The 16,131-nt window shown below is 64.1% G+C and carries 12 protein-coding genes; 6 read left to right on the top strand and 6 right to left on the bottom strand.

Annotation, left to right across the window (positions count from 1 at the left end; translation table 11 throughout):
* Nucleotides 1-282: 282 nt before the first annotated feature.
* Nucleotides 283-1,221 (top strand): hypothetical protein, encoded by a 939-nt coding sequence (locus tag ACOOHF_RS03460; protein ID WP_420463385.1) that lies wholly within the window; start codon nucleotides 283-285, stop codon nucleotides 1,219-1,221.
* A gap of 259 nt (nucleotides 1,222-1,480) precedes the next feature.
* Nucleotides 1,481-4,846: a sacsin N-terminal ATP-binding-like domain-containing protein gene (locus tag ACOOHF_RS03455; protein WP_420463384.1), complete on the top strand. Its 3,366-nt coding sequence runs from the start codon at nucleotides 1,481-1,483 to the stop codon at nucleotides 4,844-4,846.
* A 281-nt stretch (nucleotides 4,847-5,127) separates the two neighbouring features.
* On the opposite strand, the gene ACOOHF_RS03450 is transcribed toward ACOOHF_RS03455, so the two are convergent.
* The gene (locus ACOOHF_RS03450; RefSeq protein WP_420463383.1) at nucleotides 5,128-5,751 is read right to left on the bottom strand and encodes a hypothetical protein; all 624 of its coding nucleotides are present in this window, start codon (nucleotides 5,749-5,751) and stop codon (nucleotides 5,128-5,130) included.
* A gap of 358 nt (nucleotides 5,752-6,109) precedes the next feature.
* On the opposite strand from ACOOHF_RS03450, the gene ACOOHF_RS03445 reads away from it, so the two are divergent.
* Both ACOOHF_RS03445 and ACOOHF_RS03440 read left to right on the top strand, forming a co-directional pair.
* Nucleotides 6,110-6,790, top strand: coding sequence for a hypothetical protein (locus ACOOHF_RS03445; protein ID WP_420463382.1), 681 nt, complete (start codon nucleotides 6,110-6,112; stop codon nucleotides 6,788-6,790).
* A 105-nt stretch (nucleotides 6,791-6,895) separates the two neighbouring features.
* Nucleotides 6,896-8,031, top strand: a protein-coding gene (locus tag ACOOHF_RS03440; protein WP_420463381.1) for an IS630 family transposase whose coding sequence is annotated in 2 segments (ribosomal slippage) — nucleotides 6,896-7,328 and nucleotides 7,328-8,031 — 1,137 coding nt in all. Because the reading frame shifts where the segments join, the coding sequence is not laid out codon by codon here.
* Nucleotides 8,032-8,259: 228 nt separating this feature from the next.
* Here ACOOHF_RS03440 and ACOOHF_RS03435 read toward each other — a convergent pair.
* Nucleotides 8,260-8,709: a hypothetical protein gene (locus tag ACOOHF_RS03435; RefSeq protein ID WP_420463380.1), complete on the bottom strand. Its 450-nt coding sequence runs from the start codon at nucleotides 8,707-8,709 to the stop codon at nucleotides 8,260-8,262.
* A gap of 263 nt (nucleotides 8,710-8,972) precedes the next feature.
* Between ACOOHF_RS03435 and ACOOHF_RS03430 the strand changes: the two genes are divergently transcribed.
* Nucleotides 8,973-10,499 carry an IS1380 family transposase gene (locus ACOOHF_RS03430; protein ID WP_420463379.1) on the top strand — a complete coding sequence of 509 codons (1,527 nt, stop codon included), beginning with the start codon at nucleotides 8,973-8,975 and terminating at the stop codon, nucleotides 10,497-10,499.
* Nucleotides 10,500-10,726: 227 nt separating this feature from the next.
* Here the strand turns inward: ACOOHF_RS03430 and ACOOHF_RS03425 are convergent, their stop codons facing one another.
* Nucleotides 10,727-10,873: a hypothetical protein gene (locus ACOOHF_RS03425; RefSeq protein WP_420463378.1), complete on the bottom strand. Its 147-nt coding sequence runs from the start codon at nucleotides 10,871-10,873 to the stop codon at nucleotides 10,727-10,729.
* Between the two features lie 134 nt (nucleotides 10,874-11,007).
* On the opposite strand from ACOOHF_RS03425, the gene ACOOHF_RS03420 reads away from it, so the two are divergent.
* Nucleotides 11,008-12,429 (top strand): transposase, encoded by a 1,422-nt coding sequence (locus tag ACOOHF_RS03420; RefSeq protein ID WP_420463377.1) that lies wholly within the window; start codon nucleotides 11,008-11,010, stop codon nucleotides 12,427-12,429.
* Here ACOOHF_RS03420 and ACOOHF_RS03415 read toward each other — a convergent pair.
* The 3 genes from ACOOHF_RS03415 to ACOOHF_RS03405 form a co-directional block, all read right to left on the bottom strand.
* On the bottom strand, nucleotides 12,426-13,448 hold the full coding sequence (locus tag ACOOHF_RS03415) for a hypothetical protein (RefSeq protein ID WP_420463376.1): 1,023 nt from the start codon (nucleotides 13,446-13,448) through the stop codon (nucleotides 12,426-12,428). The genes ACOOHF_RS03420 and ACOOHF_RS03415 overlap by 4 nt on opposite strands.
* 299 nt (nucleotides 13,449-13,747) lie before the next feature.
* Nucleotides 13,748-14,407, bottom strand: a complete 660-nt coding sequence (locus ACOOHF_RS03410; RefSeq protein WP_420463375.1) for a hypothetical protein — start codon at nucleotides 14,405-14,407, stop codon at nucleotides 13,748-13,750.
* A gap of 124 nt (nucleotides 14,408-14,531) precedes the next feature.
* Nucleotides 14,532-16,040: an N-6 DNA methylase gene (locus ACOOHF_RS03405; protein ID WP_420463374.1), complete on the bottom strand. Its 1,509-nt coding sequence runs from the start codon at nucleotides 16,038-16,040 to the stop codon at nucleotides 14,532-14,534.
* Nucleotides 16,041-16,131 lie beyond the last annotated feature (91 nt).

The following is a 16,131-nucleotide window of genomic DNA, read 5'->3' as shown; positions in this document are numbered from 1 at the left end:
GCGCACCCTGACCAACCTCTACAACACGCGACCGCAATGGCTCGCCGATGCCCACACCCGACTCGACGCCGCAGTCGCCGCCGCCTATGGCTGGCACCCCGACATCACGGACGATGCGGCGCTGCGCGAGCTGCTCGCCCGAAACCGCATAGTCGGCTCCCCACGATAAGTGGCGAAGGAGAGGCCCGGCGTGAGGATATCCGAACTCGCAAGCATTGAGACCGGCAACCGGGAGAGTCGTTCTCCACTTGCCCGCACAACACCCGAGCCCCGGGCGGCTGTGTGGCCAACTTGATTGACGTGATCGCGGGTGGCGCCGCGCTGGCGGCGATTATCGGTGGAGTCATTCTACTCATCCAGCAGAGGCGGATTACCAAGCTGAAACTCGAACTCCAGAAGAGCGAAGAAAGACATCGGTCGACTGGAGTAGCTATGAACGATTCCTCTGAAGCCGACCCCTCCCGTTCGCTTTCAAATCTCACGGGTTCCATCCGAGAGTTGGATGCACTTCTGCGAGGCGAGAGAGTCACGGGCGATGGTATCCTCTGCCAAGTCGCGAAGCTCGACCTTGCATCGCAGGTGCTTGAAGCGGCACGAGCTACCCTTCTGCTCCAACTGTCCGACGTTCCGCGAACGAATTGGACGACGGCTCGGCTTGCATTCGAAGCAATGCACGATCTGTTCTATCTCCTCGAGCTCTGTCCCGACCGCCAAGCGGCAGGTGCGAAGATCTACGTGGGGGCAGTGTTTGCGAGGAAGCGGGCTGAGGGCAGGCTGCAGGGGATACCGGTGATCGAGCAGCGGAACGCCGAAAACGAAGCGCCGAGCTTACGCGGTTTCGTGCGGGCCGAGGCCACGAGGATCGCGGAGATCGATCCGGGGGCCGAGCAGCCGATCATGCGAGCGCTCGAGGAGAGACTCAAGGGTGGCGACCATCATTGGTCTGGCCTGCCGCGGCGACAAATGACCAAGAGCATCCGAGACAAGCTCGACGATCCTCAACTCGCGGCGGGTTGGGACGCGGCGTATTATGGCCTGTCCGTGCACGCCCACCCCAAACTACGTATCGGTGACGCAATCAAGATCGAGCCGGGGCGGTTCGAAAACACTCCGGATACGCTGGATGACACCCCCTGCGACGTGGCGTCTGCCGCAGCCCAAACCGTCTCGTGGCTGCTGAAGCGACACATGGTTCGCCGGACGGATGGATTGCGGGGCTGAAGCTGGATTGAGGCTACGCCGAGAGCGGGTACGGCATCCATGCTCCGGTCTCGGCTCTTCGCAATGGCCGCGCTCTCCTGTCAGATCGAAGCCCGAAACCCGCCGACGTCTGCGCGGCAATGCCTTGACAAATGTATCGCATTTGGTGAAGTGAAATGAATCCGTACGCCTTTGAGAAAAGGGAGTCGATTATGTCCGAAACACGTCGATCTAACGCCACTCCGGGCGGGCAACCGGCGCGCCGCTACGGCTGCTGACCGTGCCAACTGATGCCGGAGCGTCCGCCAACCGCCGGCCGGAGCCACACGACTGGGACCGGGCGAAGACGCAGATCCTCGCCCTCAACACGGCTCAGGGTGTACACAGGCACCTCCGAACCTTGGAGTCCAACCGATCGCGCGTCCTCCCACGCTGGATTTGGGAGCTTCTCCAGAACGCCCGAGATGTCTCGGTAGGAAACGGCAGCCTCGTCGTCTCGGTGGAGGTGCGCGACGTCGAACTGACCTTCAGCCACAACGGGCGCGGATTCGAGCCCGAGGAGATCACACACCTCATCTATTACGGCTCGACGAAACTCGAGTGCGACGACCCGATCGGCCAATTCGGCAGCGGATTCCTGACGACGCACCTGCTGTCCCCCACCATCGAGGTGTCCGGACAACTGACGAACGGCCAAACCTTCGATTTCCAGCTCGACCGGGGGGGCGAGTCCGTGGCTGATCTGCAGAGCCGCATGGACGCCTCATTCGAGGCATTCAAATCCTCTCTGGCGCCTGCGGGCGACAGCAACATTCCGGGAGCGCGCACCACGTTTCGGTATCGGATCGACGAGCGCGCTTTGGAGGCTGTGGAGAGGGGTGTGCGGGCCTTGAAGCTATCCGGGCCCTACGTGACCGCTGTCAACCAGGAGTTCAAGCGCATTCAGGTCCTGATGGCGGATTCCGGAATCGTTCTCGAACTGAGGAAACGGTGCGTCCTCGCCGAGCACATCAAGGAAGTGGAAGTCAACGTCGGAGCGCCCGACAGCGCACCGCCGCAGCGCCTTAGGCACGTCGTCGCGGAAATCGATGGGGTAACCGTGGCGGTCCCCTTCGAGCGCCGGGGCGAAGACATGGCCCTGGTGTCGCCGGCAGGTGCTACGAAGCTGCTGTTGGGGTTCCCCTTGATCGGGACGGAGGATTTTTGCTTCCCCGCCGTTGTTCACAGCCTGCGGTTCTCGCCCACCGAGGAGCGGGACGGCGTCTATCTCGGACAAAGCGACGATCAGGTCAACCGCGAGAATCAGGCAGTCATCAAGAAGGCCTGCGAACTGCTTCTCTTGATCGCGGAATTCGCGGCGACGTCAGGCTGGGGGCGCACGTACGTACTCGCCGAAGTGCCGCCCGTCCGGGCACAAAGGTGGCTGGACGAGGGCTGGCTGCGCGATTGCCTCAGGAAGCATCTGATCGATCCAATCCGCGCCACGCCGTCGATTCTGACAGAGTCCGGTAGCGCTCTCGTACCAAATGCCTCCTCGCTGCCGACGGCCAACTCCCGGCAGGCGGCGGATCGGCTGTGGTCGCTCGCCCGTGCCCTGACGGATCTCAAGGACGCACTTCCCAAGCAAGAGGAGGCTTGGGGCTGGTGTGGTGCGGCCCGAAGCTGGGCGGCCCTGTACAAGTGCGACCTCGGCGAACTCGAAGAGACGATGGATGGCCGTGACCTCGCTGGCCACGCCCGTGACGCCGGATCGCTGAGTGCATTACAAGACCGGCTGGGGGATGCCAACGCGGCGACGTGGCTGGACGAGCTGCACAGGTTCCTGGCTGCTAACGGCTTTGACGACGCGCTACGAAATCTAGAGATCGTCCCGGACCAGAACGGTCGGTTCAACACACTTCAGAATCTGCATCGTGACCGGGACATCGCCGATGAGTTGAAGGAGATCGCGCAACTCGTCGGCTGGAACCTCCGTGCGAAGCTACGTGATGCGAGTTTCGTCACGCTCTCCGACCGACCCGGAGCGGGTGATTTCGACAGCGACTATGTCATCCCGAAGCTGATCGACTGCCTACGCGACCGCATGGAGAAGTCTCTCGACGAAGACTCCAAGGTCGCGAGCGTCCGACTCTTCGGCTGGCTCGCCGCGCACAATCACTGGCGTCACCTAGAAGGGTTCCCGGCGTTCTCGGACGACGGTGACTCAGGCACTTCCGTAAAGCTGCTCCGACACGAAGACGACGCCCTCGAGCGACCCCTCGCGCCCGTGCGGACATGGCCGGGACCACTCCAGCGATACGCGGACCTTTTTCCCCGGCGCCGCATACTCGCTGACGACTTCGCTGCCGAGCTTGAGAGGCCCTCGGTGTGGTCTGCACTCGACCAGCGCGGTTTCCTCCGCGCGAGTGTCCTCTACGCCCGATCGGTATCGTTCGGTGAGTTTCTTCCAGATGAGCCACTGCCCGAAGGCGAAGAGGGTGAGATCGAACACAAGGTAGCCGACGCCGTCGAGGTCACGAACGTCGCCTTCCTGTCGACGAAGGACATCGGGATTCTGGATAGGGTCCGCCAGAGCCGGAAGCAGGCATTGCTCTTTTGGGACTTCCTCACTGGATGGCTTGCCGTCGAGGACGTCCAGGGACTAGAGGCCGAGGAGTCGATGTGTGTATGCGGGTCGCCTCACCGCTTGTACCCCGCAGCGTGGCTGGTCCCCCTTGTCCGCAATAAATGGGTTCCGTTGGAAGGCCGACGTAGTGACCGAGCGAGCGCGCACTCCCTCGCGAAGCTCGTCCGCAACAGCGGATGGCCAACGGACCTCCTCCAGGGGAGTCCGCCGGTCGTCGCCCTCCTGAAGGCGCTCCGGGTCAGCGTGCCTGAACTCATCATGGAGCTCTTCGCGACTGACAGCGAGCAGCGGGAGGCCTTGGACGAGACCCTCGCGCAGCTACTAACGTCCGTCGGGAGCAACTGGGACCGTTTGCAGGTGCTCGCCGAGGACATCCAGGAGGACGGGAAACTCTTCGACCACCTCGAAGAACGCCGAGAGCGCCGTCGCATGGTACGCGAGAATCAGAGATTGGGTGCGCTCGTCGAGGAGTTGGTCAAGGAGAGTTTGGAGGACGAGGACTTCGACGTCTGCCGTACCGGCAAGGGCTCGGACTTCGCCATACAGCCCGGCTCGACTGCGGACGACGAACAGATCCAGCTCAAATTGACCCGCCGCGACCGGACCTGGCTTGTCGAGATCAAGTCCGCCCGCGACGACAGCGTGAGGATGACGTCCGTCCAGGCGCGAACCTCCGTCGAACACAAATCCGACTACCTCCTCTGCGTGGTGCCGATCAGCGTCGGACCCGAGGATCCGGACACCGAGACTGTTCGCCGATGTATGCGCTTCGTCGACGGAATCGGCGTGCGTCTCGAAGACATCTGCGCTGATCTGGACAACTTTGAGAGCGTCCGCGAAAGTGTGACCGTCAAAGGCGCGGCCGGACTCCGTCTGGAGTTGGATTCGGGCTCGCCGCGAATCCGCATCGACAGCACGGTGTGGGAGGCCGGCTTTGGCTTGGAGGATCTCTTCTCCCGACTTACCGCTGCGCAAGGCGGAGTCGATCGTGCCCCCGACCGTACGCCCGCCTTTCCTTAGCTTCGCGCCTGCGGTTCGGCGGACGCGCTTACCTCCGGGTCCCACGCTGTTGCATCGACCCCAACCCGGATGCTACGCTGCTCGACGCAGGCAGATGACAGCGAACGGAGACCGCAGTGAAGAGCGGTGGCTAACGCACCACCAGCGCCTGGCCAGGACCGCGAACGATCTGACCTCCACGCAAGAAGCGGATACGGGAGCGACCCGTCCCTCCGCTTCTTCGTGTTTCTACCCTTATCGCCCCGCACGTGCAGTGGAACACCGGTCTCATCATGCCGTCCTCACTTTGGGACTCCCTTTGTCGCGACCTCGTAGTGCTTGGCGGCCAGCCACTTCTTGAGCGTCTTGCTGTCGCCATCTGGGTGTTCTCCCTCAAAATCGCAGATCAGTCTCTCGGCGATGGCGACCTTGCGCGCGGCAAGCTGTTCCTGCTCTTGAGGGTTCGGCAGTGAGGATCGGATCGTTCCAGGAGGCTCGTCGGGCTCGGAGAGTTTCGCGATCAGCTCGACCACGGACGACTCGAGAACGATTCGCGCGGCCTCGACCGCCGACGCGGGGATCTCCCTGGGTGACGCCTGCGGTTCGGCGCGTGAATCTGAGGCACGGAGGGGGGCGGCTGGTTGGGGGCTCCTTCGCACAACGGGCGCCACCGATGGCCGAGGCGGTAGCGTCCGGGCGCGGCGCTCCTTCCAGCGGTCCCTAAGCCAGAGTGCGGGAGGCGTTAGCGTGAGAACCATCCCGGCGGTGAAGATCGACCAACGCAGCGTATCGGCATCGACGGTGCTAAAGATCTCTCGCAAAGTACGGAGGTCGCCGGGAACGCCGGCCAGCCCTATCACGTCCAGTGCGATCCCCGGCAGCCACAACAGCCACCACCAGCGACGACGCATGCGTTTCTCGCTCATGGAGGAGCATCGTATCAGCCTATACAGCTGGCGGTAAGCATATGCTCAGCCGAGCTTCTTCGTCCCCAGTGTTTTGGATCCACAAAGAGCGCTAGGTGTTTCGTCGGAGTAAGCCGCAACCGGGCGCGCGGTCGAGGGCCCTCGGGCGGGCGCTGGCAGTCCAAGATCCGCGGACCTCGCCGTGGCTGCGGCGGAGGCGGTAACGTACCGCATGAGAGAGCTCAACGCGCCGCCGGCCCATCGGCCCCCAGCCAAACCAACCCTCTGGTCCTTCGCCCGTGCACTCTGGTCGAGTGGGCAAAGCTGGGTTGTCTGGCCCATGAGGGCCATGTCGGTCGTCGTTTCATTGGGTGGGGGGTTGGCCGTCTTCCTCGCGCCGACGATTCGCTGGCCACTGACGGCGGCGATCGCCTTCTTCCTGCTCGTGATGGTTGCGACTGCAGGATTCCTCCTCTGGCGAACGGAGGTGCTGAAGGCCAAGCGAGCCTACGAGACCCTCCGGCCGCGCTTTCGCATCGTCCCGGCTGTTGCGGAGTCTGAGGACAAAGTGCGAGCTGTTGTCGAGGTGGTGAACGAGTCGCCGACGCGCATCCATAACCTCCGCGTCGCCGTGGTCGACGTGTATCGACCAGCGCGAGAGCCTGCCGATAAAGAACCCGTCGGGGATGTAGGCGTGTTGCCTCAGGAAGGCCCAGTACACTTTGATAGCCCGCCGCAGCGAGACTCCGTAACGCTCGATGGTAGTGCGCGTTTTGACCTCGCGATGGCTATCGTGCACCGAGAGGGAATATTCCAGTACGCTCGAGACCGCCGGGGAGCACGAGGAAGGTTACTTCCAGAGGGCGAGGCGTACGTATTCCGAGTCGAAGCAGCGGCCGACGATGTCCCAAGAATCGAAGCACTACTTGAACTCCGCACGACCATCGGCGGCCCGGTGTGTATCGATCCCGACACCAGGGACGAAATACCGCGTGAGCCGCGGCCGTCCTTCCGGTTCGTCATCACTTCGGACGCGTCCCTCGTGCGCGACAGCGATTGAGGTCGCACGCCTTGTAGCCCGTCGCAACTAGTGTCATGTCACACGTGATATGTCGTAAGGATCGTGATAGACTTCTTGCCGGTCCACAATGGCGAGGAGGCTGGCATGAAACGGTATTTGGTGGAGTTGGAAGCGGGGGAGCGCGAGGCGTTGGCGGCGATGACACGCAAGGGTTCACATCGTTCGCGGAAGGTGATCAACGCGCTGGTTCTGCTCAATTGCGACGAGGGCGAGTTCAACGAGCGGCGCACGACCGGCGGGGCGATCGCCGGGGTGTTGCGGATCAGCGCGCGCAGGGTGGACCGGGTCAAGAAGCGGTTTGTGGAGGACGGTCTGGATGCGGCGCTTGGGGGCCGGCAGGGTCGTCGCGCGAAATACCTTCGCAAGGCGGACGGCGAATTCGAGGCGCGGCTGGTCGCGCTCAGTTGCGGCGATCCGCCCGAGGGGCGCGCGCAGTGGTCGCTGCGCCTGTTGGCGGACCGCGCGGTGGAACTTGGCTATATCGACAGCGTCTCGCACGAGACGGTGCGGCGGGTGCTAAAAAAAACGCCATCAAACCGTGGCGGCGCGTCGGCTGGGTGATCCCGCCGCGGCGCAATGCCGACTTCGCAGCGGGGATGGAGCGGGTGCTCGACGTCTACCGGCGTCCGTACGATGCGAACTTACCGGTGGTGTGCATGGACGAGACGCCGCGCCAGCTGATCGGCGAGACGCGCACGCCCGTCCCGCCGGCACCGGGACGGGCGGCCCGCGAAGACTACGAGTACCGGCGCCTCGGCACCTGCAACGTGTTCATGGCCACCGAACCACTGGCCGGCCGGCGCCAGACCAAGGTGACCGAGCGCAGGACCAAAACCGACTGGGCCCGCTTCCCGCGCGACATCGCCGCGCAGTACCCCGACGCCACCCGAATCACGCTGGTGATGGACAACCTCAACACGCACCGCCCCGGCGCGCTCTACGAAACCTTCGAACCCGCCGAGGCCAAGGCGCTTTGGGATCGCTTCGAGTTCGTCCATACCCCCAAGCACGGCAGTTGGCTGAATGTCGCCGAGGTCGAACTCAACGTCATGATCCGCCAATGCCTCAATCGCCGCATCGACTCCATCGACACCCTACGCGCCGAAGTCGCCGCCTGGCAGGCGGCCAGAGACCGAATCCAAGCCAAGGTCAACTGGCAATTCACCACGGACGACGCACGTGTCAAGCTCAAGCGCCTCTATCCGACGTTTGATGTGTGACATGACACTAGGTCCGCTTGGGCATTTTGGCTGGGTGGACTGTTAAGTTTGCTTGGCCTTCCCAGCCGCCCCCCGGATTAGGCGGGCCGCCGAAGGCGGTCGTAGCCAAATCCGGGCGCCTCGGCCCGGGCAACATGCCGTTCCTCCCAACGCCCCTCGCTGACCGCGCAGCGGTCGCGGCCCATGCGGCCCCGCGAGAACCAGCTTGTTCGGGAGGGCGTTGCTCGGCTAGAAGGCCGGCCCCTCCGTGCCTGTTCCGACGTACGTGATCGGGGTGAGGAACATGACGAGGTGCTCAATGTACCCGAACTGGAAGGGTTGATCCGGGTCTAGCTCGTCGTCCATTTGAAGCTCCGGTACGCTCTCCAACTCGGGCAGGAACTCCGGGGGTCCGACGCGCACGTACCCCGACCCGTCAAGGGCGTGGTAGGTCGTGAACAGACCGCTTGGGCTCCGTAGCATCGGCTTCATCTCCCGCGTCGCCCAGTAATACCGCTCGTCGATCTCCATGATTACAACGCTAGCTTCGACGGAAGCGTCCTCGTCTACCTTGCCGTGTCCCCCCGACCCGTTGATGATCGCGAGTGGGCGGCCTTGGAAGGCCACCTCTCCGACTTGACCACTCACCGGCACCGCGCCCGCGAGCAACACTGCCGCAACCAGACACAGCTTCCTCATCGAACTCTCCTCTCCCTCACTCCCCGAAGATCGCCTGCATGAGGTATTCGCACCCCTCCCGGATCATCCAGAGGCGACCATGCCCAGATGAGCTTCAACATGGCTTCCTCCCGACTCCTCAGCAGCATACTCTGGCGCACCTAGTCCCAAGACAAGCGTGATTCGTCGCGGGCCCCTGTTAAAGAATACCGGAAAGACCTGTCCTGATTGTAGTTAGCGGATTCGGGCGATGGACGCCCGGTCCCAACCAGGAGGCCTTTCCGGTGAAGAGAATATCGCACGGCCAGAGCCGCGGGAACAGTGCCCGGCGGAAGCGGAAGGTTCGGGCGCGGCACGCGCGGGCGAGGCGGCGGGGCTGTCGGCCCAAGCCGGTGTTCGGGGCGGGCGGGCTCCACTACGAGATCGGGGCGCGGACGAGCGCGATGAGCTTCGGCGGCATCGGCGCGGTGCGGCGCCTGGTGTCGAAGCTGGAGCTGGCGCGGGAGATCGACCGGCACCTGGAGCTTCTGAAGCGGCACCTGCCGTACCACGAGTCCGACCACGTGCTGAACATCGCCTACAACCTGCTGTGCGGGGGCGCGCGCCTGGAGGATCTGGACGGCCCGCGCCACGACGCGGCCTACATGGACGCGCTGGGCGCGGAACTGATCCCGAGTCCGACGGCGGCGGGCGACTTCACGCGGCGCTTCTCCGAGTCCGACGTGATCGAGTTGATGGAGTGCATCAACTCGGTCAGGCCGCGGTTGTGGCGGGGCCGGGGCCGGGATCTGCTGGGGCCGGTGGCCTACGTGGACGTGGACGGGACGCTGGCGCCCACGCTGGGCCGGAAGAAGGCGGGCATGGACATGTCCTACAAGGGGGTGTGGGGCTACCACCCGCTGGTCGTGTCGCTGGCCAACACGGGCGAGGTGCTCTACCTGGTGAACCGGCCGGGCAACGCGGTGAGCCACCAGGGCGCGGCGGCGTGGATCGACAAGGCGATCGACCTTGTCTCGCCGCATGTTCCCAGGGTGTGCGTGCGCGGGGACACGGACTTCTCGCTGACCGTCAACTTCGACCGCTGGAGCGAGAAGGCGGACTTCGTCTTCGGCCATGACGCCCAGCCGGCGATCATCGAGCGGGCCGAGGCGCTGGAGGAGGAGGACTGGAAGCCTCTGAAGCGCAAGCCGCGCCACACGTCCCGGACGGGGAAGGCGCGGAGCAAGCGGCCCGACGAGAAGGGGCGGATCGTGCGCGAGCGCGGCTACGTCAACAAGCGGCTGAACCACGAGGACGTGGCCGAGTACGACTACCGGCCGGGGAAGTGCCGCAAGACGTACCGGATGGTGGTCGTGCGCAAGAACATCAGCAAAATGAAGGGCGAGCTGTGCCTGGTGGACGAGATCCGCCACTTCTTTTACGTCACCACCCGGCGGGACCTGAGCGCGGCGGAGGTCGTCCGGCTGGCCAACGCGCGCTGCGACCAGGAGAACGTGATCGAGCAGCTCAAGAACGGGGTGAACGCGCTGCGGGTGCCCGTGTACGACCTGGTGAGCAACTGGGCCTACATGGTGATGGCGGCGCTGGCGTGGAACCTCAAGAGCTTCCTGGCCATGATGATGCACCTGAAGGCCGGCCGCCGGAAGTACGTCGCCATGGAGTTCAGGCGCTTCGTCCGCGAGATGATCCTCGTGCCCTGCCAGGTCATCCGCCGGTCGCGGCGCACCACGCTCAGGATCATCGGCTGGCGGCCGGCCACCGACCGGCTGTTCAGCGTCTGGCGCACGATCGAGAGGACCGGCTTCGGCTGACGCCGCCCCCGGTTCTCCCGCTCGTCCCACGCCTCCACCCGGATCCGCGGGGACCGGTGTCTCCCGCCGCCAAATCACGCCCCCCAAAGCCCCGCCCGACGAGCGAAAAACCCCGCATCCCCGCCCCGGCGCCACCCAAAACCGGCTTCCCGGCACACTCTTCGGCCCATAATCCGCGGCCCAACGTCATAATGACGCCTCGCCAGCGCTACTCGCTTGTTTTAGGCCTAGTCGTCGCCGCCCCTGAGCGGCGTGCCGTCCACCGGAAGTGCTGCCGCGATCCCGGCGGCGAAAGCCTCCGGTTCGTACTCCGTCCGCCAGCGCGCCGAAAGGAGCCAACGGGCAAGGAACACGAGCCAGCCGTCGATGGCCATCGGGCGGACAACGTCCTTGGCATCTACAGCTAGCGCTAGCAGGCCGTGGAAAAAGTCGCGATGTCCCGCGCCGGTGTTGATGGTTAGATTGTGGGCGGGACAAGAGGCAACTGGGCGGTCACGGGAGGTTGGCGATGGCGGTGGGCAGGATGCCGGGTGAGCGACAGGAGGAGCTGTTCATTGCGGCGAGCGCGGTGCGGGCGCTGGACCACCCGTTCTACGCGGCTTTGGACAAGCTTCTGCGCAAGAGCGGCTTCGACGAGTTCGCCGAGGAGGCGTGCAGGGAGTTCTACGCGGCGCGGATGGGCCGGCCGGGCCTTCCTCCGGGCGTGTACTTCCGGATGCTGATGGTGGGATACCTGGAGGGGATCGGCTCGGAACGGGGCATCGCGTGGCGTTGCCGGGACTCGATCTCGCTGCGGGAGTTTCTGGGCTACGGTCTGGCGAAGACGCCGCCGGAGCATTCCACGCTGTCGAAGACGCGCAAGCGGCTGAGCCTGGAGGCCCACGGCGCGGTGTTCGGCTGGGTGCTGGAGGTGCTGCGGGAGTCGGGGCTGCTGCGGGGCAAGACGGTGGGGGTGGACTCGACGACGCTGGAGGCGAACGCGGCGCTGCGCGCGATCGTGCGGCGTGACGACGAGACGGAGTACGACGCGTGGCTCGAGCAGCTGGCGCGGGCGTCCGGGATCGAGACGCCGACGCGGGCCGACCTTGCGAAGCTGGACCGCAAGCGTCCGGGGAAGGGGTCGAACAAGGACTGGAAGCATCCGCACGACCCGGAGGCGCGGATCACGAAGATGAAGGACGGCCGCACCCGCTTGGCGCACAAGCTCGAGCAGGCGGTCGACATGGAGACCGGCGCGGTGGTCGCCGTGACGGTGCAGACGATGGACGGCGGCGACTGCGCGTCGCTGCCGGTGACGCTGGACGAGACGGAGCGGCGGCTGGCGGAAGTGGGTGCGGAGCCGAGGGAAGTGGTGGCCGACAAGGGCTACCACTCGAACGCGACCATGACGGGCGTGAAGGAGCGGGGACTGCGGAGCTACGTGAGCGAGCCGAACCGGGGCCGCCGGAAGTGGAAGGGCAAGCGGGACGCGCAGAAGGCCGTGTACGGCAACCGCCGCCGCAACCGGGGCGAGCGGGGGAAGCGGCTGCAGCGCGAACGCGGAGAGAAGCTGGAGCGCACCTTCGCCCACCTCCTCGTGACCGGAGGGTTGCGCCGCGTTCACGTCCGCGGGCAGGAGGAGATCCGAAAACGGATGCTCGTTCACGCCGCCGCCTTCAACCTCTCGCTGCTGATGCGCAGCCGCTTCGGCTTCGGCACCCCGCGCGGCCTGCAGGGCCTCGCGGCAGCGGCCGCGGCCCTCTCGGACGCCTCCGCACGCGACTTTGCCGCCTTTCTTGGCCGAATCGGGCGCATTCTCGGCCTCCCGGGCGCAAATCGCGGCTTTCACCGCCCCCCGGGTCGCCTTTTGCATAACAACACCCAAATCATCCGCCACTTTCCGCTTCCACAGTCGGCCACGCCGGCGACCACTTCTTCCACGGCCTGCTAGCGCTTCGTGTGCAGCCTGCGTCGGCACTCCGGGTGCAGCGTGCTCACGAGGCGATTGAAGTGTTCACGCATCCACTCGACGGCTTCGTCAAAATCGCGGATCGCCGTCCCGTCAACGAACTCCGTGCTGCGATTGAAACCTATGCGCGGCTGTCCAGTGGAATTGGACCAGCGCTTCCATCCGTCGAGCGAGCTCGCCGGTTCCTCACCACTGCTCAGCGCGCTGACCATCTCATCAAAGACTCGCCGCTCTTCCGGAAAGCCCGCCCGCGACGTCAAGTAGGTTCCGATACTGGATTGGTTGCGATTGAGGAAAGCGCCGAACGAGATGCCCCACCCTCCGTGCCCCGATCCTTCGAGCTTCACCCAGACGCTTGCGCCTCTTGAAGGTTCGGGCACCTCGGGCTCAGGATCGTCAAAGGCGAAGTCTTTCAGCACCGCCCTCCAGAATCGCTCGTTCTCGTCCTCAATCGGGGATGGTTCATGCTCTTCAATCGGGTGGTCGTCGGTCTCCTTAAGCATCGTCTTGCGAATGAGAACCGTGCGGGGGATGAGTTCGGTCCGTGCCAGGACACGCGGCTGGATGATCAGATCTTCTTCGTCCGCACGACGAAAGACGGCAGCCTCGACGAGCGCAAGATTGAAGCGGAGCCCGCTGTGCTCCTGCACGTAAGAGACGATGTCCTCGACGTCCTCCCGGATCCCGTCGCCGATGATCAGGAGCAGGAACTCGCCGCGCCTGAGCCGGCGGGAGACGTTATCGACGAAATCCTGCTCTTGCACGCCGCCGTGCGCTTCGGAAACGATGTCAAATGGCGACCGCTTGGTGCGGTTCCTAACCGCTCGTTCCAGGTCGTCGTAGTCCCACGACGCGAGTATACGAGCGTAGTCGAGGATCTGCCCGATCACCTCCCTGCGCGCGCCCGGGTTCCTCCAGAGCTTGAACTCGGCAAGAACGATCCTCCCGGTCGGCGTCAGGTACAACGCGTCGGCGGACCCCGCCCGCGTGGCGAGTTCCATGCAGACCGGAACCGGATCGATGTAAGCTGGGTCGATCCCACCGAGCGGCAGGATGTCCGCGTGCCGGAACAGGACTCCCTGCAGACGGCCCTCGTCTCCCGTGGATGCAACGGGAATGCGTCGCCAAGTGGCTCTCGCGGTGAGATCTTCGCTCACCTGGACGAGGTTTCCGTACATCTGGGGCCTTTCGGTGTACAGTTCCTGTAGCTGAGGCCGGATTGCCGACGACCGATCCTAGAGTGTACTCGCGTCCTCCAGGCTCTCTCCCTGAGCCTCAGGAGGTCCAAACGCAGCCTATCTCAAGTCAAGTGCCGTGCGAGAAACGACGACACCCCCGCGTGCATGTCGGCGACATCCGCCTTCGAGTACTCGGAGAACTTGCCATGATCCGCCGCGTTTCGGACATCGGTCCACACCGCTAACCGCTTTTGGACAAGCCTCGTGTAGATGCTCTTGGCCGCGAGTTTCTGATTCAGGGTACTGAGATCATCTCGCTCTCGGACCTGGACACCCCGGTTGGTGGCTACTCGGCGGAGGCCTTCTTCCAGCACCGCCCCGCAAAGCGAGGCTGCGGGATCCTTGTATTCGCACTCAAGGAGGTGTCCGGCCATGGCAAGGAAATCCGTGAATACCTCGGCCGATACGAGCGTCAGCACGTCGGTGAGGAATCCGTCTTCGAGATCCTCGGATACGGCTTTCAGGATCCCGATGCCGGCTTCCACGCTGCTGGTATAACTGCGGTCAACTTCTTGCTCAAAGCTGGCAACGTATACGTGGTCGGTGCCAAGGAGGTTCGTCAAGAGCGACAGGGACTGTGCGCGCCACTCAGTAAAGGCTCCGTGATCCAACGTTGGGAAACCGATAACACCGGGGGGATCCGGCGAATGTGTTCCGAGAACAGCACTACCCTTCGCGAGCAGTCGATCGATTCGAACTCTGAATCTCTGTGAGGTGTCCATATCAACTTCGATCTCTCAAATTGAGTGACAGCCCGGGGCGTGGTCAGGAGGCGTGACAGTGCGTTCGCGAAGCGGCTTCAACCGAGCCCGGAGGGCGCAAACACGGTCCTCGAAGCTGGACTTATCATCTTGCTATCCCTCCTGACGACTCAAGTTCCCGGGTAAGGGCCTGGAACGCTTCCAGCGCAGCGTGCAGGTCGTCCGCGATCTCAGCAGCTAGTACTTCCGGCTCCGGCAAGTTGTCGCTGTCCTCCAGACCGCTGTCTCTGAGCCACAGCAGGTCCAGATTTAGCTTGTCGCGCTTGGCCAAATCATCGTACTCGAATGCCCTCCAGCGACCGCCTTCGTTCTCCGGAATCCACGTCGCCTTCCTCTTGTGGCGCTCGCCCGATCGATAGCAGGCGACGAAGTCGTCGAGGTCGGCCCGCCGGAGCGGCTTCATCTTGAGGGTGAAGTGCTTGTTGGTGCGGAGGTCGTAGACCCAGAGCCGATCGGTCCACGGCTCCTCTCGCGCGGGCTTGGCGTCGAAGAACAGGACGTTCGCCCTGACTCCCTGCTTGTAGAAGATCCCGGTAGGAAGTCGCAGCAGCGTGTGGACATCGAATTGCTGAAGGAGATTGCGCCGCACGGTCTCGCCCGCGCCGTCTTCGAACAGGACGTTGTCCGGCACGACGATGGCGCAGGAGCCGTGCATCCTGAGCAGCGTCTTCACATGCTGGAGGAAGTTCAGCTGCTTGTTCTTAGTGCTGGTCCAGAAGTCCTGCCGCTCGTATGCGTGGGACTCCGTCTCCAGATCGCCCTCCTCATTCACGATCTTGAAGCTGCTCTTCTTGCCGAAGGGGGGGTTCGTGAGCACCATGGAGAAGCGGTCGCCGGGATCATTGGCAAGACTGTCGACACCGGATTGGATGGGGAGCCGATCCGCGCTGATCCCGTGCAGGTAGAGGTTCATGATGCAGAGCCGGGCGGTCGCGGGAACGAGCTCTCCTCCTCGCACGAAGCCCTCCCGCAGGTGACGCTTCTGGTCGGGATCCAGTGTGCTTCCGTGCTCGCGGATGACATGGTCATGCGCGGCGAGGAGGAATCCGCCAGTGCCGCAGGCGGGGTCGCATACGGTGTCTTCCGGCCTCGGCTGCATGACATCCACGATGGCCTTGATCAACACGCGTGGCGTGAAGTACTGGCCCGCTCCCTTCGGCGATTCTTGGGCGGACTTGGCGAGCAGGCCCTCGTAGATGTCGCCCTTCACGTCGGCGTCCATCGACATCCAGTCCTCGGGGTCGATCAAGTCCACGATCAAGCGCTTGAGGGTCGCCGGATTCTGGATCTCCTGCCTGGCCTTCTTGAAGATCTCGCCCAGCATCCCTCCATGTTTGGGAAGATCCCTCAGGATCCGTCGGTAGTGCGTCTCCATCTCCTCACCGTCACGCGCGAGCAGGCTAGGCCAATCGAGTCCCTCCGGCACAATAGGACTACGGCTCCACGGCGGCTGGGTCAGTTCGTGGGCCATCTTCAGGAACAGCAGAAAAGTGATCTGCTCGGTGTAGGCCATGTAGGACAGGCCGTCGTCGCGGAGGACGTGGGCGAAGCTCCACGCCTTGTTGACGATCTGCTGGGTGTGATTGGTCGGCATCAGGAGACACGATTCTCTGGGTTGCGGTTCGGTTTCGTGGGCTTAGGCTCAAGGAGCGCGGAAGCGGGCTCGTCGTTGGGGTCGTGTCGGA

It is taken from the genome of Candidatus Palauibacter sp. (assembly GCF_965216145.1).
Classification (GTDB): Bacteria; Gemmatimonadota; Gemmatimonadetes; order Palauibacterales; family Palauibacteraceae; genus Palauibacter.
Note: the sequence above shows the minus strand (reverse complement) of the source record. Positions and strands in the feature narration are given on the sequence as shown.

Excerpts from the sequence above, each read along its gene's own strand:
- ACOOHF_RS03450 (WP_420463383.1), bottom strand. The coding sequence starts at position 5,751 with ATGAGCGAGAAACGCATGCGTCGTCGCTGGTGGTGGCTGTTGTGGCTG.
- ACOOHF_RS03435 (WP_420463380.1), bottom strand. The coding sequence starts at position 8,709 with ATGAGGAAGCTGTGTCTGGTTGCGGCAGTGTTGCTCGCGGGCGCGGTG.
- ACOOHF_RS03425 (WP_420463378.1), bottom strand. The coding sequence starts at position 10,873 with ATGGCCATCGACGGCTGGCTCGTGTTCCTTGCCCGTTGGCTCCTTTCG.
- ACOOHF_RS03420 (WP_420463377.1), top strand. The coding sequence starts at position 11,008 with ATGGCGGTGGGCAGGATGCCGGGTGAGCGACAGGAGGAGCTGTTCATT.
- ACOOHF_RS03415 (WP_420463376.1), bottom strand. The coding sequence starts at position 13,448 with ATGGAACTCGCCACGCGGGCGGGGTCCGCCGACGCGTTGTACCTGACG.
- ACOOHF_RS03410 (WP_420463375.1), bottom strand. The coding sequence starts at position 14,407 with ATGGACACCTCACAGAGATTCAGAGTTCGAATCGATCGACTGCTCGCG.
- ACOOHF_RS03405 (WP_420463374.1), bottom strand. The coding sequence starts at position 16,040 with ATGCCGACCAATCACACCCAGCAGATCGTCAACAAGGCGTGGAGCTTC.